At 63.3% G+C, this 19,064-nt stretch carries 17 protein-coding genes and 2 tRNA genes; 8 read left to right on the top strand and 11 right to left on the bottom strand.

Annotation, left to right across the window (positions count from 1 at the left end; genetic code table 11):
* Window positions 1-30 precede the first annotated feature (30 nt).
* The 4 genes from thrC to ACWPWQ_RS01780 form a co-directional block, all read right to left on the bottom strand.
* Window positions 31-1,305, bottom strand: a complete 1,275-nt coding sequence (gene thrC / locus ACWPWQ_RS01795) for a threonine synthase (protein ID WP_454008860.1) — start codon at window positions 1,303-1,305, stop codon at window positions 31-33.
* Complete coding sequence (gene thrB, locus ACWPWQ_RS01790; protein WP_454008903.1) at window positions 1,302-2,270, bottom strand: homoserine kinase; 969 nt, start codon at window positions 2,268-2,270, stop codon at window positions 1,302-1,304. Before thrB ends, thrC begins: the two co-directional genes overlap by 4 nt.
* Window positions 2,271-2,310: 40 nt before the next feature.
* Entirely contained in the window at window positions 2,311-4,770 is a 2,460-nt protein-coding gene (gene thrA, locus ACWPWQ_RS01785) for a bifunctional aspartate kinase/homoserine dehydrogenase I (RefSeq protein ID WP_202046816.1), read from the bottom strand.
* 253 nt (window positions 4,771-5,023) lie between these two features.
* On the bottom strand, window positions 5,024-5,716 hold the full coding sequence (locus ACWPWQ_RS01780; protein ID WP_454008859.1) for a tRNA/rRNA methyltransferase: 693 nt from the start codon (window positions 5,714-5,716) through the stop codon (window positions 5,024-5,026).
* 194 nt (window positions 5,717-5,910) lie between these two features.
* Between ACWPWQ_RS01780 and aceK the strand changes: the two genes are divergently transcribed.
* Window positions 5,911-7,638, top strand: coding sequence for a bifunctional isocitrate dehydrogenase kinase/phosphatase (gene aceK / locus ACWPWQ_RS01775; RefSeq protein ID WP_454008858.1), 1,728 nt, complete (start codon window positions 5,911-5,913; stop codon window positions 7,636-7,638).
* Between the two features lie 83 nt (window positions 7,639-7,721).
* Here the strand turns inward: aceK and ACWPWQ_RS01770 are convergent, their stop codons facing one another.
* Entirely contained in the window at window positions 7,722-8,111 is a 390-nt protein-coding gene (locus ACWPWQ_RS01770) for an META domain-containing protein (RefSeq protein ID WP_427232458.1), read from the bottom strand.
* 166 nt (window positions 8,112-8,277) lie between these two features.
* Between ACWPWQ_RS01770 and ACWPWQ_RS01765 the strand changes: the two genes are divergently transcribed.
* Window positions 8,278-8,754: a hypothetical protein gene (locus tag ACWPWQ_RS01765; RefSeq protein WP_429158510.1), complete on the top strand. Its 477-nt coding sequence runs from the start codon at window positions 8,278-8,280 to the stop codon at window positions 8,752-8,754.
* 4 nt (window positions 8,755-8,758) lie between these two features.
* Here the strand turns inward: ACWPWQ_RS01765 and ACWPWQ_RS01760 are convergent, their stop codons facing one another.
* Window positions 8,759-9,238 carry a putative 4-hydroxy-4-methyl-2-oxoglutarate aldolase gene (locus ACWPWQ_RS01760; protein ID WP_247626951.1) on the bottom strand — a complete coding sequence of 160 codons (480 nt, stop codon included), beginning with the start codon at window positions 9,236-9,238 and terminating at the stop codon, window positions 8,759-8,761.
* A gap of 117 nt (window positions 9,239-9,355) precedes the next feature.
* Window positions 9,356-9,754, bottom strand: coding sequence for a DUF3293 domain-containing protein (locus ACWPWQ_RS01755; RefSeq protein WP_454008857.1), 399 nt, complete (start codon window positions 9,752-9,754; stop codon window positions 9,356-9,358).
* A 385-nt stretch (window positions 9,755-10,139) separates the two neighbouring features.
* Here ACWPWQ_RS01755 and arcA point away from each other — a divergent pair, with 385 nt between their 5' ends.
* Window positions 10,140-10,859: a two-component system response regulator ArcA gene (gene arcA / locus ACWPWQ_RS01750; protein WP_010673581.1), complete on the top strand. Its 720-nt coding sequence runs from the start codon at window positions 10,140-10,142 to the stop codon at window positions 10,857-10,859.
* 120 nt (window positions 10,860-10,979) lie between these two features.
* On the opposite strand, the gene ACWPWQ_RS01745 is transcribed toward arcA, so the two are convergent.
* Both ACWPWQ_RS01745 and ACWPWQ_RS01740 read right to left on the bottom strand, forming a co-directional pair.
* Window positions 10,980-11,054, bottom strand: a tRNA-Gly gene (locus tag ACWPWQ_RS01745).
* Window positions 11,055-11,158: 104 nt separating this feature from the next.
* A tRNA-Gly gene (locus tag ACWPWQ_RS01740) sits at window positions 11,159-11,232 on the bottom strand.
* A gap of 201 nt (window positions 11,233-11,433) precedes the next feature.
* Between ACWPWQ_RS01740 and cydD the strand changes: the two genes are divergently transcribed.
* From cydD to ACWPWQ_RS01720, 4 genes are all read left to right on the top strand, one after another.
* Window positions 11,434-13,203, top strand: a complete 1,770-nt coding sequence (cydD, locus tag ACWPWQ_RS01735; RefSeq protein ID WP_265436320.1) for a heme ABC transporter permease/ATP-binding protein CydD — start codon at window positions 11,434-11,436, stop codon at window positions 13,201-13,203.
* Window positions 13,196-14,941, top strand: coding sequence for a heme ABC transporter ATP-binding protein/permease CydC (gene cydC / locus ACWPWQ_RS01730; RefSeq protein WP_454008856.1), 1,746 nt, complete (start codon window positions 13,196-13,198; stop codon window positions 14,939-14,941). The genes cydD and cydC overlap by 8 nt, the downstream gene beginning before the upstream one ends.
* 156 nt (window positions 14,942-15,097) lie before the next feature.
* Window positions 15,098-15,469 carry an Rcs stress response system protein RcsF gene (gene rcsF, locus ACWPWQ_RS01725; protein WP_005325859.1) on the top strand — a complete coding sequence of 124 codons (372 nt, stop codon included), beginning with the start codon at window positions 15,098-15,100 and terminating at the stop codon, window positions 15,467-15,469.
* Window positions 15,470-15,478: 9 nt separating this feature from the next.
* Entirely contained in the window at window positions 15,479-15,865 is a 387-nt protein-coding gene (locus tag ACWPWQ_RS01720; protein WP_205641322.1) for a DUF488 domain-containing protein, read from the top strand.
* Window positions 15,866-15,926: 61 nt separating this feature from the next.
* Here ACWPWQ_RS01720 and ACWPWQ_RS01715 read toward each other — a convergent pair whose 3' ends face one another.
* Window positions 15,927-16,919 carry an NAD-dependent epimerase/dehydratase family protein gene (locus ACWPWQ_RS01715; protein ID WP_454008855.1) on the bottom strand — a complete coding sequence of 331 codons (993 nt, stop codon included), beginning with the start codon at window positions 16,917-16,919 and terminating at the stop codon, window positions 15,927-15,929.
* 198 nt (window positions 16,920-17,117) lie between these two features.
* Here ACWPWQ_RS01715 and tsaA point away from each other — a divergent pair, with 198 nt between their 5' ends.
* The gene (gene tsaA, locus ACWPWQ_RS01710; protein WP_454008854.1) at window positions 17,118-17,822 is read left to right on the top strand and encodes a tRNA (N6-threonylcarbamoyladenosine(37)-N6)-methyltransferase TrmO; all 705 of its coding nucleotides are present in this window, start codon (window positions 17,118-17,120) and stop codon (window positions 17,820-17,822) included.
* A gap of 79 nt (window positions 17,823-17,901) precedes the next feature.
* Here the strand turns inward: tsaA and ACWPWQ_RS01705 are convergent, their stop codons facing one another.
* Window positions 17,902-19,023, bottom strand: a complete 1,122-nt coding sequence (locus tag ACWPWQ_RS01705) for a beta-ketoacyl-ACP synthase III (RefSeq protein WP_454008853.1) — start codon at window positions 19,021-19,023, stop codon at window positions 17,902-17,904.
* Between the last annotated feature and the right edge of the window lie 41 nt (window positions 19,024-19,064).

Here is a 19,064-nt window from a genome sequence, read left to right as displayed (position 1 = left end):
AGCGGGGGATCTTCAGCGCCTCATGGCGACTTAGCCGAGCAGGAAGGCCTTGAGGCGGCCAAAGTCTGCGGGCAGGTTGTGGGAGAGCAGCGGCAGCGCGGCATGCTTGGCAAGCGGGCCTGGCAGCGGCACATCCAGATTCAGGATCTCGTCCACCGACTCCTTGAACTTGGCCGGATGGGCGGTGCAGAGGAACACCCCCACTTCATCTTCAGCCAGCTGCTCGTTCAGCAGATCCCAGGCGATGGCGCCGTGAGGCTCGCACAGGTAATCGAGCTGATGCAGGCGTTTGAGCGCATCGCGAGTCTGGGCATCGTCACGCATGCCAGACCCCAGGGTCTCCAGCGCCCAGCCTTCACGGCGGCACAGCTCTTCCACCCGTGGCCAGTTGTTGGGGCGGCTCACGTCCATGGCGTTGGAGAGGGTCGCGACCGTCTGGTGCGGCTCCCAACTGCCGGTTTTCAAGTAGCGCGGCACTGTGTCATTGGCGTTGGTGGCGGCGATAAAGCGCTTCACCGGCAGCCCCAGCGCCTTGGCGATGAGACCCGCGGTGAGGTTGCCGAAGTTGCCGGACGGCACACTGATGACCACCTTGGCGCGGTCGGCTTTCGGCAACTGGGCCACGGCCTCGAAGTAGTAGCAGACCTGGGCCAGCAGGCGGCTGATGTTGATGGAATTGGCGGAGTTAAGGCCAATCGCCTTCTTCAGCGCCTCGTCGTCAAAGGCATCTTTGACCAGCGCCTGGCAGGCATCGAAGTCGCCGTCGATGGCGATGGTGCGGATGTTGCCACCCAGAGTGCAGAACAGCGCCTCCTGCAGCGGGCTTATCTTGCCCTTGGGGTAGAGGATAACCACCTCGATCCCCTCCAGGCCGTAGAAGGCGTGGGCCACGGCGGCGCCGGTGTCGCCCGAGGTGGCGGTGAGGATAGTGATCTTGTCGTTGGTGCGGAAGGTCGCCAGGCACTGGGCCATAAAGCGGCCGCCGAAGTCCTTGAACGCCAGGGTCGGGCCGTGGAACAGCTCGAGGGCATAGGTGCCGTCTTTGAGCTTCACCAGGGGCGCCGGGAAGGTAAAGGCGGCATTGATCAGCTCGCTCACCTTAGGCTTGGGCACTTCGTCCCCCAGCAGGTGGCTGATGATGCGCGCGGAGCGCTCGGCGAGCGGCAGCTCCAGCAGGGCATCCACATCGGCCAGGGGCGCGATGGTTTCGGGGAAGAAGAGCCCCTGCTCGCGGCCCAGACCCTGGCGCACCGCCTGGGCGAAGCTCACCTGTTCGCTGTTGTCCTTGATATTGTAAAGATTCATAGCTCGCTTCCTGTTACCCGTGCCCCGGCCATGTCCAGTTTGCAGACCCGGGCAAATCCATCTTCATTGTGCACGAAATGCGCTTCCATCCACTCTTTCATCCGCTCGGCCTGGGCCAGATCCTTCATCACCACGAACACGGTGGGACCTGAGCCCGAGATGCCGGTGGCGAGCGCCCCGTTCTGGGCCGCCTGGGCCCGCACCTCGTTGAAGCCTTCGATCAGGGCCGCGCGGTAAGGCTCGGCGATCACGTCTTTGAGCACGCTGGCCGCCAACCCCTCCTGCCCTGTGTAACTGGCGTGCACGAAGGCCGCCAGGCGACGGCCATAGGTGAGGCAATCCTGACGGCGATACTGGGCCGGCAGTATGGCACGGGCGGCGGCGGTGGAGACCACTGTACCCGGATAGCAGACCACCCAGTACCACTGCTCGAACACCGGAATGCCCTGGCTGATGACGCCGTGCTCTTCCAGCACCAGCTGCATGCCGCCCAGATAACAGGGCGCCACGTTGTCGTAGTGGACGGAGCCGGAGATCTTGCCTTCCATCTCCCCCATCAAGAGCAGCATGTCGTGTTCATTGAGGGGGGCGCCGTGGAAGGCGTTGAGCCCTTCGAGTGCCGCCACCACGCTGCAGGCGCTGGAACCCAGACCCGAGCCCACCGGCAGGTTCTTCTCCAGCACCATCTCCAGCGGCTTGAGTCTCAGGCCGCGCTTCTCCAGGGCCTCCCCATAGGCAAGCCAGCAGTCATGGAGGATGTTCTTCTTTGGATCATCCGGCAGCTTGTGGGCATAGCGGCCCACGGAGGAGAGGGCAAACGCCACATCGGCCGCCTTTACCTGGACGCGATCCCCGAGCAGGGAACCATCCACGGGGGCGAGCGCTGCCCCCAGTACGTCAAAGCCCACACTCAGGTTGGCGCTGGAGGCCGGGGCATAGGCGACCACGCTGCCGCCCTGCGCCATGGCATCTTGTTCAAAATCGGGGTTCATCGCTGAACTCATGTTACAGCTCCTGCTTCCAGTTCTGGGTGCGCAGCACGTCGGCGAAGACACCCGCGGCGGTCACTTCGGTCCCTGCGCCATAGCCGCGCAGCACCAGGGGGATGGGCTGGTAATAGGTGGAGAAGAAGGCGAGCGCATTCTCCCCGTCTTTTACCTTGAACAGGGGCTCGTCGGCACCGACCGCCTTGATGGCGACCTTGCACTTGCCACCCTCGATGGAACCGACGTAGCGCAGCACCTTGCCTTCCCGCTGGGCGGCCGCGAACTGATCGCGGAACCAGCCGTCAGCTTCCGGCAGGCGGGCCATAAAGGACTCCACATCGCCGCTCACATCAAAGCCTGGGGGCAGCGCCTGCTCCACTTCCACATCACAGAGCTCCAGCGCCATGCCGGCCTCGCGGGCCAGGATCAGCAGCTTGCGGGCCACGTCCATGCCGTTGAGATCGTCGCGGGGATCCGGCTCGGTGAAGCCGTTGCCACGTGCAATCTTGGTCGCCTCGGAGAACGCCATGCCCTCATCCAGCTTGCCGAAGATGAAGGAGAGCGACCCGGACAGCACGCCGTCGAAGGCGCGCAGCTTGTCACCGGCCTTGATGAGGTTCTGCAGGTTCTCGATGACCGGCAGGCCCGCGCCGACGTTGGTCTCGTACAGGAACTTGCGGCGGGTCTGACGGGCGGTGCGGCGCAGCGCCTTGTAGTAATCCAGCGACCCGGTATTGGCCTTCTTGTTCGGGGTGACCACATGGAAACCGGCGGCCAGGAAGTCGGCGTACTGGACGGCGACGGCCTCGCTCGAGGTGCAATCGACGATCACCGGGTTGATGAGGTGGCTCTCTTCCACCAGCTTCTTCACCGCCTCCAGGCTGAAACTGTCACGGGCTTCCACCAGTTGCTCACGCCAGTTGGCGAGGCTCAGGCCATCCTTGTTGACCGCCATCTGGCGGCTGTTGGCGATACCGACCACCCGCAGGCCGGTGCCCTGCTCCGCCAAGACCGGCTGCTGGCGGGCAATCTGATCCACCAGGGCCGCACCGACGCCACCCACCCCGACCACAAAGAGATCGATGAACTGCTGGCTGCCGAAGAAGTTCTGGTGGCACGCCTTGATGGCTTCCGCCACCTTGCGATCCCGCACCACGGCGGAGATAGATCGCTCGCTCGAGCCCTGGGCGATGGCGACTATGTTGATGGAGGCCTGGGCCAGAGAGGTGAAGAAGCGCGCCGCCATCCCCTTGGAGGTGCGCATGCCATCCCCGATGAGGGAGATGATGGCGAGATCTGTCATGATCTCGAGCGGATCCAGCAGCTGGTTCTTGAACTCCAGCTCGAACTCGCGCTCCAGCACCTTGCGGGTCTTGTCGCTGTCATAGCTGTGGATACAGAAGCTGACGCTGTACTCGGAGGATGACTGGGTGATGAGGACGATGCTGACCCCGGCGCGGGAGACGGCGGAGAAGATGCGACCGGCCATGCCCACCATGCCCTTCATGCCGGGGCCGGAGACGTTGAACATGCACATGCCGGAGAGATCCGAGATGGCCTTAACCTTGAGATCGTCATCCCCCTGCTCGACGCCGATGAGGGTGCCCGGCCCCTGGGGGTTGAAGCTGTTCTTGATGAGGCAGGGAATGTGGAACTGGGCCACGGGGGCGATGGTTTTCGGGTGCAGCACCTTGGCACCGAAATAGGAGAGCTCCATCGCCTCTTTATAGGAGAGGGTTTTCAGCAGGTAGGCATCCGGCACCAGGCGCGGGTCGCAGTTGTAGCAGCCTTCCACGTCTGTCCAGATCTCGCAGCACTCGGCGTCCACGCAGGCGGCCAGCACGGCGGCGGAGTAGTCGGAGCCGTTACGGCCAAGCAGCACGGTTTCACCCTTGTCGCTGCCGCCGGTGAAGCCCGGCATCAGGTAGAGACAATCGCTACGCAGCCCCTTGGCGGCAAAGCGCAGGCGGGAGGCTTCGATGTCGACGTGGGCTTCAAGGTAGCCGCCGTCGGTGACCAGCAGCTGCTCCGGCACGATGAGATCCAGCTCGAGGCCGCGCACCCGCAGCAACTCGTGCATGAAGGCGATGGAGAGGTTCTCCCCCCGGCTCAGGATGCGGGCCTGGACGTTGTCCGGGCAGAGGCCCAGCAGACGAATGCCCTGCATCAGCCGCTCCACCTGATCCAGCTCGGCGGTGAGACGAGCCTGCAGCGCCTTGTCATCCAGCGCCGGGTAGGCCGCCTTCAAGCCCGCCAGCAAACGGGAGAAGATGCCGTTGATCTCGAACAGGGTACTGCTTGCATCCATGCCGCGACTGGTCTGCTCCACCAGGGCGACCAGGTGGTTGGTCACCTTGGCCGGTGCCGACAGCACCAGGGCAACCTGGGATTGGCCGTGGGTGTTCACCGCGATATCGGCGACCCGTAAGAAACGCTCTGCGTCGGCCAGTGACGACCCGCCAAATTTCAACACTCTCATCGCTTTCTCTCCCTGTAAATCTATGAAATTCAATCTAAAAATCAATCCAACAAAAAGGCCCGTACTGGGTGGGTACGGGCCTTTTAAGATTTCTGTGCTTGTTCGTCAGCGCATCAACCGGCCCCAGTGCCACCTGTGGTGGTACCGGTAATAATGGTGGTGGTGATGATGATGTTGGTGAATAGCTGCATGACGAACACTCTTGAACGAAACTGGTTGTTAGCAATACCTTGCCGGACCTTGGGCTGTCAACCTAAACCTCCTTGCCAAACTTGCGGGCGAGGTCTTTGCAGAGCAGATGCAGCATATTCAGATCCCGCTGCGGCAGCATGGGCACTCGGTCCATCACCCATTGATGCAGTTTTTCATCCTGATAAACTCCGAGTTCACCAAGTAATTCTGCTGTTTTTGATTTGAGTACGCGAACCTGCCCGGCACCATCAAAATTTTCTGCTACTGCCTGGGGTTCGTCCAGCAGGGGACTCATCTCGTAGGCATACAGCATGATCGCCTGCCCCAGATTCAAGGAGGGATAACTCACCTTGAGGGGCAGATAGCTAATGAGATCCACCTGGGCAAGCTGTTCGTTGGAGAGACCCGACTCCTCGCAACCGAAGACGATGGCCACCTTCCCAAGGGAGGGCTTGGCGCGGATCTGATCGCGGATCTCGGCCGGGGTGAGGTAGTGCTGATAGCGGCCGCGCTGGCGGGCCGTGGTAGCGACCACCAGATCCATGTCGGCCAGAGCCGCTTCCAGGGTGTCAAAGGCTTCAGCCTCGGCCAGGATCTCCTGGGCGCCATGGGCGACCCAGCTCGCCTCCTCCTCTTCGTGTACCCGGCTCCCTACCAGTCGCATGGCATCGAAGCCCATGGTTTTCATGGCGCGGGCGGCCGCACCCACGTTCGCCGCGCGAGCGGGGGCCACCAGTACAAAATAGAGTTTCATCGGGTTTCTCCTGAACAGGGCCGACGCCGCGAACTGCAGCAAACCGCCGGCAAAACAGGGGCGCAATCTACCGTTTATCTCCGAACATTGCCACTTGAACAGATGTTTGGATGTTGCCATAGTGGCCGGACGAGTGGGTCCCCGCCCTACCGGCACAGACGCCATGGGCCCGATACATCACAAGGAAGAGAGAGATGCAGCAGCCATTGGAACAGGCGGTCGCCGAGACGATCTTGCAGCGTTTCGAATCGTTTTACAGCCGCTTTCTCGAGATAACCCAGGGCAGCAAGAGCCGCTTCGAGAACAGCGACTGGTTGGGGGTGCAGCTCGCCGGGCGCGAGCGCATTCGCCTCTATGATCATCACGTCGGCGCCACCACGGCCCTCATCAAGCAGATGATGGGGGAGCAGCTGCCGACCCAGGCCCTGCTCAAGCAGGTGAAGGGGGCCTTCAGCGATCTGCTGCCCCGCTGCGAGAACTTCGAGGTGGCGGAGTCCTTCTTCAACTCCGTCTATCGCCGGATCTTCCGCCATCGCAACATCCGCGACGAGAACCTCTACATCCACCCCTTTCGCAGTCGGGGTGAGCACCCGGATCTGAGCGCCTTGCTGCGAGTCTATCGCACCGACCTTGCCCACCTGCCCCAGACCCTGAGCCAGCTGCTCAGGGATTACAGCTTCACCCTGCCCTTTGAGGACAAGCAGCGGGACATCATCGACATTCATCGCCATCTGGCGGAGAGCGGGCCGGCCATACTGCACGAGGAGCCGTTCGCCATCGAGCTGCTCAAGGAGGTGTTCTACCGCAACAAGGGGGCCTATCTGGTGGGGCTCATTCGGGTGAAGGGCGAGGTGTATCCCTTCATCCTGCCCCTGCTCAGCACGGGCCAGAGCATCTATGTGGACACCGTCATCTTCGAGCCTGAGCTGGCCTCCATCGTATTCGGCTTCGCCCGCGCCTACTTCATGGTATATGCCCCTGTGCCTGCCCTGTTCGTGCTCTTCCTGCGCCAGATCATGCCCCGCAAGCCGGACTACGAGATCTACAACGCCATCGGTTGCCAGAAGCACGGCAAGACCGAGCTCTATCGTCACTACCAGCAGCACCTTGCCCAGAGCCGGGAGCAGTTCGTCATCGCCCCCGGCATCAAGGGGATGGTGATGAGCGTGTTCACCCTCCCCTCCTACGACGTGGTGTTCAAGGTGATCAAGGACGAGTTCACCCCGCCCAAGGATGTGAGCCACGAGCAGGTGAAGGCGAAATACCGGCTGGTGAAACAGCACGACAGGGTGGGCCGCATGGCCGACACCCAGGAGTTCACCAACTTCGAGTTTCCCCTGGACCGCATCTCCCCCGAACTGCTGGCCGAGCTCAAGTCGGTGGCCCCCTCGGCGCTCACCATCACCGCCGACAAGCTGGTGATCAAGCACCTCTACACGGAGCGCAAGATGATCCCGCTGAACCTCTATCTGGATCAGGCGGACGAGCAGCAGACCCGGCTCGCCCTGGAGGAGTATGGCAACGCCATCCGCCAGCTGGCGGCGGCCAACATCTTCCCCGGGGACATGCTGTTCAAGAACTTCGGCGTGACCCGCCACGGCCGGGTGGTCTTCTACGACTACGACGAGATCTGCTACATGACGGAGTGCAACTTCCGCCAGATCCCGCCGCCGCGCTACCCGGAGGACGAGTGGAGCGCCGAGCCCTGGTATTCGGTGGCCCCGAACGACATCTTCCCCGAGGAGTTCGCCACCTTCCTGCTGCAAAAGCCCCAGGTGCGGGAGATCATGATGCAGCTGCACAAGGAGCTGTTCGATGCTAACTACTGGAAGATGCTGCAGGGCAACATCAAGGAGGGGGTGTTCGAGGATGTCTATCCCTACAGGCGCAAGAAGCGCTTTCGCTTTCAGCGGGGGGGATGAACCCGGCTGAAACAGCAAAAAGGGACGCCGTGGCGTCCCTTTTTCTGGCGTCAGGCTGCGACAGCCCCTGACGACAAACCCGCTTATTTCACCGCATCGAAGGTCAGCAGCGTGGCCTTGCCGGCATCCTTCAGCACCAGCTGTTTGCCGCTTATCTGGAAGCTCGCCACCTTCTCCAGCGTCTGCAGGTAGCTCATCTCCTTGCCGGCCAGCTCCCCTGCGCACATCATGCGCGTCGAGCCCATGGCGCCCAGCGTCAATACCCCGTCACCCTGCTGGGTGATGCCGCCAAAGTAGCGGTTGCAGCCGCCCTTGCCCGCCACCTTGTCACCGGCGACCTGCAGGGTGAAGGTATCACCGCTCGCCCCTTGCAACTGCCAGGTGGATGCTTGCAGCTCTGCCAGGGTGGAACCCGTTGCCATGGCGCAGCCTCCCAGGGCCAGCGCGGCCAGCAGGGTCAGTTTCTTGTTCATGAGTTCACCTCGTGATGGAGAAAGTCGTGAAGACACAGAGTGAGGGGCCTGTTTATCACGACTCTGGCGCCGATTAAAACTCTTTTATTGTGATCGGGGTTCCCTTTACTCCCTGCTGGCATGTGCCATGCTTGTAGTCCTGTTCGGACCCAAGGAGGGGAAACGAATGGTCAAGTCTCTCGTTATCGCACTCGCATCAAGTCTCGCCTTTTCGGCCCAGGCTGCCGACTGGGATTTCCTCAAAAACGAAGCCGACAGCCAGCTCTACGTGAAAAGCTATTCCGGCGTATTGCTCGGCAATCAGGCCCATACCGGCGACAATTTCGATATCTGGCTCATCAACACCGGCTACCAGTATCCGGTAGAAGATGATATCAGCCTCTACATGGAGGCCGGGCCGGCGGTAGGCAGCCACAGCGAGCAGACCGGCTTCAATATCAGCTCGGGGGTGCGCTACCGCCTCTCCCCCTCGCTCAACATCGGCAGCCAGCTCAAGCAGCTGGAGGTGAGCAAGGCCAGCACCCTGGTGGAGCTCAACAGCAGCCTGCTGGTGACGCCGCAGCTGGCCATCACGGCCAACTACGGCCTCAGCGCCTTCAGCACGGAGCACTTCCTCACCCTGGGGGTGGGGTTCAACTTCTGAGGGCTCAGAGGAGCCTGGCGCCACTGACCAGCACGCCATTGAGATCGGCGTAGACATAGTCCCCTGGCGCTATGCTCACCCCGGCAAACGACAGCACCACATCCAGCTCCCCCTGTCCGCGTTTCTCGGTCTTGACCGGACAGGCCGCCAGCGCCTTGACCCCGAGCGCCAGCGTCGCCAGGGTGCCCACATCCCGCACGGCGCCGTGGATAAGGATCCCTTCCCAACCCTGCTCCACCGCCTTGATGGCCAGCTGATCCCCCAGCAGCGCCCGGCGCAGGGAGCCGCCCCCGTCGATCACCATCACCTTGCCATGACCTGGACGGTTGACCAGTTCGCGCACCAGGCTGTTGTCCTCGAAGCAGGAGAGGGTGACCGCCTGGCCGTAAAACAGCGGCTTGCCGCCATAATCGTGAAACAGCGGCTCTGCCACCTGCAGGGCATCGCCATGTTGATCGCAAAGGTCGGGCAGTAGATCCAGCATTGTCAGCATCCTTCCATGGAGTGAATGAGTCCGCTCATTCTTTCATCATGTGGACAGCCTGACAATCCAGCAAGCAGCCGCTATCCCCGTATGGTGTGAGGCCCATTCAGCCTCTCATCATGCAGAGGCGCTGAGAGTCCAGCGGGACGCCAGCTTGCCAAGGTGGCATGGCGCTCCCTTCAGCAGGACGGGCACCAGCCAGAGTTCGCCCTCCTCCACCCAGTAGAGGGCGTTCTGGCCGAAGCGGGCGGCCAGCCGAATGGCCTCGGCCCGAGGAAGACGCAGCAACAGGGATGCCTCCTGCCAGCGCTCATCCGGATCGCTGCCCCACACGGGCCCCATCACCAGGGTATCGGCAAGCTGACGTGACAGGGCGCGTTGACGCCGGGTGTTGCGGCGCATCCCCACCCACCGACTGGCCGGATTCCAGGCCGTGACGATGGCGTAGGCAGGCCAGGGGGGCGGGGCGAAGGGGGCAATAAAACACACATTTCTGTAGTTTTCCCACAAAGTCATGTCAACCACATGTTGCATCCCATTACATTTCTTAAGGGCGAAAAAGCGGGCCAGCCCAAGTATGATGCAGCGAACCTCGGGATTGACTTATATCAAACCTGAGTTAAAAAGTTGCTATCTGACGGCAAAGAGTGTTGTTATGCGCCTGTTAACTGATAAAATGCAGCAACTTTTGTAATGGACTACCCTTCCAGGCTCCTCTCGATCAGACTTGTTGAGAGCCTATGTGCGGCACAGGGATGTTTGCCAACATAGATACCAAATTCGCGATGATTCGACCTGATATTCATACCCAGGATGACGTAATAAATTTTCAGGACCGGTCGGATAACGCCAAAGAGTGTTAAAATTTCGATAATTAACTGATAAGAATCTGGGAATACTCATGCAAACACCACATATTCTGATCGTCGAAGACGAGCTGGTCACCCGCAACACCCTCAAGAGCATCTTCGAGGCCGAAGGCTACATAGTGCTGGAAGCCAACAATGGCGACGAGATGCATCAGGCCCTGACCAGTCACACCATCAACCTGGTGATCATGGACATCAACCTGCCGGGCAAGAATGGCCTGCTGCTGGCACGCGAGCTGCGTGAAGATGATAACATCGCCCTGATGTTCCTGACCGGCCGTGACAACGAAGTGGACAAGATCCTGGGGCTGGAGATAGGCGCCGATGACTACATCACCAAGCCGTTCAACCCCCGCGAGCTGACCATACGTGCCCGCAACCTGCTGAGCCGCACCATGAACGTGGCCGCCGGTGGCGAAGAGAAGAAGCTGGTGGAGCGTTACCTGTTCAATGGCTGGGCGCTGGACATCAACAGCCGTGCCCTGGTCAGCCCGGCGGGCGACATGTTCAAGCTGCCCCGCTCCGAATTCCGTGCCATGCTGCACTTCTGCGAAAACCCGGGCCAGATCCAGACCCGTGCCGAGCTGCTCAAGAAGATGACGGGCCGTGAGCTCAAGCCCCACGACCGTACCGTGGATGTCACCATCCGCCGCATTCGCAAGCACTTCGAGAGCGTGGGTGACACCCCGGAGATCATCGCCACCATTCATGGCGAAGGCTACCGCTTCTGTGGCGAGCTGGAGCAGGAATAATCCCTGCCCGGTGAAGCGAGAGGCGCCTGCGGGCGCCTCTTCTGTTTCCGGCCGCCGTCACCGCGCGGATCCGCCAAAACAAAAAGCCCACTCAGTCGAGTGGGCTTTTTGCATGAAAGCTGGAGCGGGCAGCGGGAATCGAACCCGCATCATCAGCTTGGAAGGCTGAGGTAATAGCCATTATACGATGCCCGCAAGGCATCAGGAACGCAGCAGATACAAGGCATGGAATCGGCGTCTGAAGAGACGTGCCAGAAGGAGGCAGCAACGAGACGGGAAATATACCGGGTATCAGAATGTGGAGCGGGTGATGGGAATCGAACCCACGTATGCAGCTTGGGAAGCTACCGTTCTACCATTGAACTACACCCGCGTCAGTGGCCTCTACTATATGCATTTTGCCGGCGAGCGCAATCACCGCCTTCGTGTTTTTTGCCATAAATCAAGCTGTTCGGCCAACTATTGAGCATGGCGCTGCTTTTTCAAACAAAGACGTTCACACTCCCGGATCTGCGAGGTTGCCAAGCCGTGGGGGCGACGATAGTCTTGCGCCACTCGACCGAGGAGGGTGGTAATGGACAAGAACAAGCAGAAACATCTCTATGGCTGGTTGCGCAAACAATCGGGCCATGGCCGGCGCTGGATCGGTCTTTCCATTGGGCTCGGCATGGGTCAGGGCATACTGATGGTGATGCAGGCCTGGCTGCTGGCCACCCTGCTCCACGGCTTCATCATCGAGAGCACCACACCCGAGCAGTCCATTCCCCTCTTCATTGCCCTGCTGCTGGTGACCCTGACCAAGGCCGCGCTGGCCTATGGCCGTGAGGTGGCAAGCTTCAGGGCGGGCAGTGCGGTGCGCCAGGCCATCCGCGAGCTGGTACTCACCCGCCTCGCCCGCCTCGGCCCTGCCTATATCCAGCGCCGCCCAGCCGGCAGCTGGGCCAGCCTGCTGCTCGAGCAGATCGAAGAGATGCAGGAGTTCTTCTCCCGCTATCTGCCCCAGATGGCCATAGCCGTCTTCATCCCCCTGGTGATCCTGGTAGCCGTGTTCCCGGTCAACTGGGCCGCCGGCATCATCTTGCTCGGCACTGCGCCCCTCATCCCGCTCTTCATGATCCTGGTGGGGGTCGGCGCCGCCGATGCCAACCGCCGCAACTTCCAGTCCCTGGCGCGGCTCTCCGGCCACTTCCTCGATCGCCTCAAGGGCTTGCGTACCCTGCAGCTCTTCATGCGTACCCAGGCGGAGGGAGAGGCCATTCGCGACGCCTCGGAAGATTTTCGGGAGCGCACCATGGAGGTGCTGCGGCTCGCCTTCCTGAGCACGGCCGTGCTGGAGTTCTTCGCCGCCATCGCGGTGGCCCTGGTGGCGGTCTACTTCGGCTTCTCTTACATAGATCACCTCAACTTCGGCAACTATGGCGTCAAGGTAACGCTCTTTACCGGCCTGTTCGTGCTGTTTCTCGCTCCCGAGTTTTACGCGCCGCTGCGGGAACTCGGCGCCCACTACCACGCCAAGGCGCAGGCCATAGGCGCCGCCGAACAGTTGCTGGAGTTTCTCGAGGCCGAGGTCAGCGAGCCGGCCTCAGGGAGTGCCCCCTTCCAGGCCGATGGCCCCATCAGGGTGGAGGCCCGCGCCCTGGAGGTGCTGAGCGCCGAGGGCAAGGTACTGGTCGGCCCCATCGATTTCACCCTTGAGGCAGGCACGCGCACAGCCCTGGTCGGGATCAGCGGGGCCGGCAAGAGCTCCCTGGTCAACGCCCTGCTCGGCTTTGCCCCCTATCGCGGTTCGCTCCGTGTCAACGGCCAGGAGCTCGCCGAGCTGGACATGAGCCAGTGGCGGCTGCAACTGGGCTGGCTCTCCCAGAACCCCCAGCTGTTCCACGCCTCCCTGAGAGACAACCTGCTGCTGGCCAGGCCCACGGCCAGCGACGCCGAGCTGGAAGCCGCCCTGGTGCGGGCCCAGGCCTGGGAATTTGCCAGGGAGAAGGGATTCGACTATCCGGTCGGGGATCAGGCCGGTGGCCTCTCCGTCGGCCAGGCCCAGCGCCTCGCCCTGGCCCGCACCCTGCTCAAGTCCACCCAGTTGATGGTGCTGGATGAACCCACTGCCAGCCTGGATCGCCACTCCGAACGCGCCATCATGAGCACGCTCGAAGACGCTGCGAAAGGCCAGACCCTGCTGATGATCACCCACCGCCTCGATCAGCTCAGCCAGATGGACAACATACTGGTGCTGGAGCGCGGCCAGCTGGTGGAGCAAGGCCACTTCGCGCAACTCTGCCAGGCACAGGGGCCCTTCGCCCGTCTGCTATCCCAACGTTCAGGGGATTCTCTCGATGACTGATCTACTGCCGTTCCTGCGTCTCTACCGCCAGCACTGGCTCAGCCTCTCCCTCGGCCTGCTGCTGGCCCTGGTCACCCTGGTGGCCGGGATGGGGCTGCTCTCTCTCTCAGGCTGGTTCCTCTCCGCCGCCGCCGTGGCGGGGCTGGCGGTCGCCAGCCGGGACACCTTCAACTACATGACCCCGGCCGGCGGCGTGCGCTTCTTCTCCATAGTGCGCACCGCCAGCCGCTGGGGTGAGCGGGTGGTGAGCCACGACGCCACCTTCCGGGTGCTCACCCGGTTGCGGGTCTGGTTCTGGCAAAGGCTCTCCCCCCTCTCCCCCGGCACCCTGGCCGGTTTTCGTCAGGCGGATCTGCTCAACCGTCTGGTGGCCGACATCGACGCCATGGATCACGTCTACCTGCGCCTCGTCACTCCCATAGGAGCGGCCCTGCTCAGCTGTGCCGGGCTGGTGTTCTTCCTCTCCTTCTTCGACAGCCGCCTGGCGCTGACCCTGGGGGCCATCCTGCTCTTTGGCATGCTGGCCCTGCCGCTGGTGTTCTATTTCGCCGGCCGCGCCCCCGGTCGTCGACTCATCGCCGAAAAATCCACCATGCGCACCCGCATGGTGGATTACCTGGACGGCCATGCCGAGCTGCAGATGTTCGCCGCCGCCCCCAAGGCGCTGGCCGAGCTGCAACAGGCCGAGCAGGCCCTGATCCAGGCCCAGGCCCGCATGGCCAGGGTGAGCGGCCTCGCCAGCTTCTCGGTCCAGCTGCTCAGCGGCTGGACCCTGACCCTGATGCTGTGGCTCGCCGGTCACGGCGTCGGCGGTGGCGCCCCGGATCCCATCACGGCGCTCATGGTGTTCGCCACCCTGGCCAGCTTCGAGGCGCTGCTGCCCCTGGCGGGCGCCTTCCAGCACCTCTCCACCAGCCTCACCTCGGCCCGTCGTCTCAACGAGATACTGCAGGAGGCCAAGGCGCCAGAGTGGGGAGAGGAGCAAGCCCCCGCGACTCAAGGCGCCTTGCAGATACGGGATCTCCACTTCACCTACCCGGGCCAGGACGGCCCGGTGCTGCGAGGCTGTACCCTGCAACTGAACCCCGGCGAGAAGCTGGCGCTGCTGGGGCAGACAGGGTGTGGCAAGTCCACCCTGATGGGGCTGCTGACACGGGAGTGGACGGCGCAGACCGGCGAGATACTGCTGGATGGCAAGCCCCTGACCCGGTATGGCGAAGGGGCACTGCGCGCCTCCTGCTCGGTGGTGAGCCAGCGGGTGCATCTGTTTGCCGATACCCTGCGCGGCAACCTCAAGCTGGCCGCCCCCGACGCCAGCGACGAGCGGCTGATCGAGGTCCTCACCCAGGTGGGTCTCGCCACCCTGCTGGCAGGGGAAGATGAAGAGGCCGAGAGCGGACTGGACGCCTGGCTCGGGGATGGCGGCCGCCCCCTCTCCGGCGGCGAGCGCCGCCGCATCGGCATCGCCCGCGCCCTGCTGCACGACGCCCCGCTCTGGCTGCTCGATGAGCCGACCGAAGGCCTCGACAGCCAGACCGAGCGGGAGATCATGGCCTTGCTGCTCAAGCTGGGGGCAAGGCGCTCCCTGCTGCTCATCTCCCACCGCCTGCTGGGGCTGGAGCAGATGGACAGGGTGGCCCTGATGGAAGAGGGCAAGATCCGCCTCTGCGCCCCGCACCAGGCTCTGCTGGAAGATGACTACTACCGCAGCCTGCACCAGCGGCTGGCTCCCGCCTGATGAAAGCCAATGAACAAGGGGCAGGGATCTGCCCCTTGTCTTGTGGAGAGTGCCAAGATCCCCGTCACAGCTCGCCTCCCGGGCGAAAAATGGGGCTGGTCGCAGGCAGCGACTGACCCCTATAATGGCCCCCTCACTGTTCAACAAGACCTCGACATGAAACGCCTGATCCTGATGATGCCCCTGATTGCCTCCGGTTGTGCCGACTTCGCCTTCAACAGCAATCTGGACAAGGAAAACTTCGACGAGTATTTCAAGCCGGGCGGCGTCCGGATCTATGAGCAGAACCAGCTCGCCGACCTCAACTACCTCTACCTCGGCACAGTCGAGGGCGAGTCCTGCCAGGCCGACGCCAATCAGGCGGTACCCAATGCCGGCGAGGCCCGCACCCTGGCCCGTCGCCGCGTGGCCGACATGGGCGGCAACGGCGTCAGCTTCGACAAGTGCGCCGAGTTCAGCGACGTACCGGGCTGCCTGAAGCAGGTGATCTGCTACGGCCAGGCGCTGAAAGTGGCCGAAGAGAAGTAAGGTCTCGACATGGCCCTCGCCATCGTCCGCCTTGGCAGCCCCCGCCTCCCCGATGAGGGGCTGCGCATCGGCACTGTGCGCCGCCCGCCTCGCGGCGTGCCCAAGAGCGATTTTGCCAGCCAGGATTGGTACGACGTCTGGTTCCCCAACCTGGCCCCCAGCGCCGAGACCATGAAGCTCGGTCAGGCCGCCGAGACCCCGGCCCAGTGGGCCGCCTTCTGCAAGCAGTACAAGGCCGAGATGGCGAGCCCCGCTGCCCGCCACGATCTGGCGCTGCTGGCGGCCCTCTCCCACACCACCAACCTGTCAGTGGGCTGCTACTGCGAGCAGGAGTCCCGCTGCCATCGCGCCGTGCTCAAGGCACTGCTGGCAGAGTGTGGCGCGCTGCTGCGCTGACGCCAGGGCAAAGAGGGCATCCTGCCCTCTCTCGTTTGCCTCTGCGCTTCCCCCTGCCGACCTATGACGGTGAAAGCTCCCGCACCCGCTGCCGCAGCGCCGCCTCCTCGGCCAGGGTCATGCCCGCCGTAATCGCCTGCCCGTTGCTGGCCAGCCACGCCACCAGATCGGCCACCGTCTCCTCCAGCGGCCGGAAGTTCAGGCCGTGGACGATGGCGGCCTCGGCGCTGATGCTGCCATAGCCGGCAAACTCGGCCTGGGTGTTGGGCAGCAGCGTGGGATAGCTCTGCCAGGGTTCGACCCCGGCCGCGATCAGGGCAGGCCAGGGGGTCCACTCTAGTTGCAGGGGGGAGGCAGGTATCAGGCGGGCCGCCAGACGCTCGACCCAGTCCACCAGCAAGATGCCGGGCTTGACGAGGTTGAAGCAGCCCTCCAGCCGCTGCTCGGCGGCCCGCAGCACGAACTCGGCGCAGTCGCGCACGTCCAGGTATTGCAGCCTGTCCTGCCCCTCCCCCGGCAGCAGCCAGGGTCCTCCTTGCTGCACCCGTTGCACCCACCAGGCCAGGCGGCCGGTCGGATCGAAGGGGCCGCACAGCACGCCGGGGCGCAGTATGCAGAGTCGCTCCCCCCAGCGAGCCCGATACTCGGCCTCGCACAAGACCTTGAGCGGACCGTAGCCGCTGGCTGACTCGCCGGGGGCCACCTGGTGCAGCGGCGCCGACTCGTCCATCTCGGGCCGGGCGAAGTCCCGATAGACGCTGATGGTGGAGATGAAGATGAGCCGCTCGCAGCGCCCGAGCAGGGCCGTCGAGAGGCTGGCCGCCTGGGTTGGGTCATAGCAGCAGGCGTCGATGGCCAGATCCCAGTGCAGTCCCTCCCCCAGCAAGGGATCCAGGCACTGATCCCTGTCCCCCTGCAGCCGGGTCAGCTCGCGCCAGTCAGGGTGCTGGCGGTGACCCCGATTGAACAGCGTCACCTCATGACCCCAATCCAGGGCCAGCGAGGTGAGGTGGCGGCCCAAAAAGCCGGTGCCGCCGATAATAAGCAGTTTCATCCCTGTCTCTCCTGTGCGCCGCGGTGCCATGACCCCGGCCAATCCCTGTTCTTCCCCCACCCTACGCAAGTTGACGCCAGGGCACAGCCTCGGATGCCCCGCTCTGCGACCGGGATCACAGGGGCCCACGACTGTGGCGACGCCTGCGTTTTCGGTCCGTCTGTGCTACATTGCCGGGGTTTTCAGCCAGGATCCGCCATGAAGTTCCACATCGACACCCTAGGGATCATCCGCTCTCCCTACAAGGAGAAGTTCGCCATCCCCCGCCAACCCGGCCTGGTCAAATCGGCCCGTGCCCGCCTGGAGTTGCTGCCTCCCTACGATCAGCCGGACGTGCTGCGCGGCATAGAGCAGTTTTCCCACCTCTGGCTCAGCTTCGTGTTTCACCAGACCATGGCCCAGGGCTGGCATCCGACGGTGCGTCCGCCGCGCCTCGGCGGCAACGAGCGGGTCGGAGTCTTTGCCACCCGCTCCACCTTCCGCCCCAATCCCCTCGGTCTCTCCGTGGTCGAGCTGCACGGGGTGGGCCGTGAGCGTAGCAAGCTGTGGCTCGACCTCGGCGCGGTGGATCTGCTGGACGGCACCCCCGTGGTCGACATCAAGCCCTACATCCCCTATGCCGACAGCCTGCCCCACGCCCGGGGTGGCTTCGCCCCCGAGGCCCCCACTCCGCCGCTGGCGGTGAGCTTCAGCCCAGAGGCGGAGCAGCAGCTCATGCCCTGGCTCAAGACCCACCCCGAGCTGCGCCAGCTGGTGAGCGAGGTGCTGGCCCAGGATCCCCGTCCCGCCTACAAGAAGGGCAAGCCGGACGACAAGGAGTACGGGGTCAGGCTGTTCGAGCTCAATGTGCGTTTTCGCATCCGCGAGCCAGACTGCCTGGTGTCGGCCATAGAGCCCGCCTGATCCTCTCCTCGCCAGCCCAGGCCCATAAAAAAACCACCCGCTCGGGTGGTTTTTTGCTGCCGCCGCCGGATGGCGGCACTCAGCGGCGCTGCAACAGCAGGCTGCCGATGGAGTAGCCGGCGCCGAAGGAGCAGAGCACCCCACGAGCCCCGCTCGGCAAGTCCTGGTTGAACAGGTGGAAGGCGATGACGGAGCCCGCCGAGCTGGTGTTGCCGTAGCGGTCCAGGATCACCGGCGCCTCCTGCTGGCTGGCGTCGTGGCCCAGCAGCTTGCGACCGATGAACTGGTTCATGGTGAGGTTGGCCTGATGGAGCCAGAGCCGGCTCAAGGAGTCTGCCGCCCACCCCTGCTCATTAAGCTGAGTGCTTATCTGGTCACACACCAGGGGCAGCACCTCCTTGAACACCTTGCGCCCCTGCTGGCGGAACAGCTTGTCATCCCCATAGCGGGTACGCGGGCTGAAGCGGTTCAGGAAGCCGAAGTTGTTGCGGATGTTGTTGGAGTACTGGGTCACCAGCTTGCTGGCCACCAGTTGCCAGGGGTTGGCCACCTTGCAATCTTCTTCCCGCTCCAGCAGCACGGCGGTGCAGGCGTCCCCGAAGATAAAGTGGCTGTCCCTGTCGCGGAAATTGAGATGCCCAGAGCAGATCTCGGGATTCACCACCAGGGCCAGTCTGGCGGTGCCGGCCGCCAGCAGATCCGCCGCCGTCTTGATGCCGAAGGTGGCGGAAGAGCAGGCCACGTTCATGTCGAACGCCATGCCGCTCGCTCCCAGATAGTGCTGCAGCTCGATGGCCAGCGCCGGGTAGGGGCGCGGCATGTTGGAGGCCGCCACTATGACCAGATCTATCTCCCCCGGCTCGCGGCCGGCGGCGATCAGCGCCTGCTCGGCGGCGGCCACCGCCATCTCCACCATGATGGAGGGCTGGTCATCGGGGCGCTCCGCCAGCAGGGGCTGCATGATGTCCGGATCCAGCACCCCCTCCCTGCTCACCAGATAGCGGCTCTTGATGCCGGACGCCTTCTCGATGAACTCGCAGCTCGAATGCTGCTTGGCGGGCAGCTGGCCCGCATCGATGGCGGAGGCATTCTCCTCGTTGTAGAGATCCACATACTGGTTGAAGGCCGCCACCAGCTCTTCATTGCTGACGGCAAAGGGCGGGGTATAGAGGCCTGAGCCACTGATTACGATAGAGGTCATCTTTGCTCCTGGCCGGGTGCAATCCCGGCTTGTCTGTTTTT

The organism is Aeromonas sp. Marseille-Q7275 (genome assembly GCF_965119515.1).
This window is presented reverse-complemented; position numbering and strand designations above follow the sequence as displayed.

What these genes read in the sequence shown, in the direction of transcription:
- thrC (WP_454008860.1), bottom strand. Translation starts at nt 1,305, where the DNA reads ATGAATCTTTACAATATCAAGGACAACAGCGAACAGGTGAGCTTCGCC.
- thrB (WP_454008903.1), bottom strand. Translation starts at nt 2,270, where the DNA reads ATGGCGCAGGGCGGCAGCGTGGTCGCCTATGCCCCGGCCTCCAGCGCC.
- thrA (WP_202046816.1), bottom strand. Translation starts at nt 4,770, where the DNA reads ATGAGAGTGTTGAAATTTGGCGGGTCGTCACTGGCCGACGCAGAGCGT.
- ACWPWQ_RS01780 (WP_454008859.1), bottom strand. Translation starts at nt 5,716, where the DNA reads ATGAAACTCTATTTTGTACTGGTGGCCCCCGCTCGCGCGGCGAACGTG.
- aceK (WP_454008858.1), top strand. Translation starts at nt 5,911, where the DNA reads ATGCAGCAGCCATTGGAACAGGCGGTCGCCGAGACGATCTTGCAGCGT.
- ACWPWQ_RS01770 (WP_427232458.1), bottom strand. Translation starts at nt 8,111, where the DNA reads ATGAACAAGAAACTGACCCTGCTGGCCGCGCTGGCCCTGGGAGGCTGC.
- ACWPWQ_RS01765 (WP_429158510.1), top strand. Translation starts at nt 8,278, where the DNA reads ATGGTCAAGTCTCTCGTTATCGCACTCGCATCAAGTCTCGCCTTTTCG.
- ACWPWQ_RS01760 (WP_247626951.1), bottom strand. Translation starts at nt 9,238, where the DNA reads ATGCTGGATCTACTGCCCGACCTTTGCGATCAACATGGCGATGCCCTG.
- ACWPWQ_RS01755 (WP_454008857.1), bottom strand. Translation starts at nt 9,754, where the DNA reads ATGACTTTGTGGGAAAACTACAGAAATGTGTGTTTTATTGCCCCCTTC.
- arcA (WP_010673581.1), top strand. Translation starts at nt 10,140, where the DNA reads ATGCAAACACCACATATTCTGATCGTCGAAGACGAGCTGGTCACCCGC.
- cydD (WP_265436320.1), top strand. Translation starts at nt 11,434, where the DNA reads ATGGACAAGAACAAGCAGAAACATCTCTATGGCTGGTTGCGCAAACAA.
- cydC (WP_454008856.1), top strand. Translation starts at nt 13,196, where the DNA reads ATGACTGATCTACTGCCGTTCCTGCGTCTCTACCGCCAGCACTGGCTC.
- rcsF (WP_005325859.1), top strand. Translation starts at nt 15,098, where the DNA reads ATGAAACGCCTGATCCTGATGATGCCCCTGATTGCCTCCGGTTGTGCC.
- ACWPWQ_RS01720 (WP_205641322.1), top strand. Translation starts at nt 15,479, where the DNA reads ATGGCCCTCGCCATCGTCCGCCTTGGCAGCCCCCGCCTCCCCGATGAG.
- ACWPWQ_RS01715 (WP_454008855.1), bottom strand. Translation starts at nt 16,919, where the DNA reads ATGAAACTGCTTATTATCGGCGGCACCGGCTTTTTGGGCCGCCACCTC.
- tsaA (WP_454008854.1), top strand. Translation starts at nt 17,118, where the DNA reads ATGAAGTTCCACATCGACACCCTAGGGATCATCCGCTCTCCCTACAAG.
- ACWPWQ_RS01705 (WP_454008853.1), bottom strand. Translation starts at nt 19,023, where the DNA reads ATGACCTCTATCGTAATCAGTGGCTCAGGCCTCTATACCCCGCCCTTT.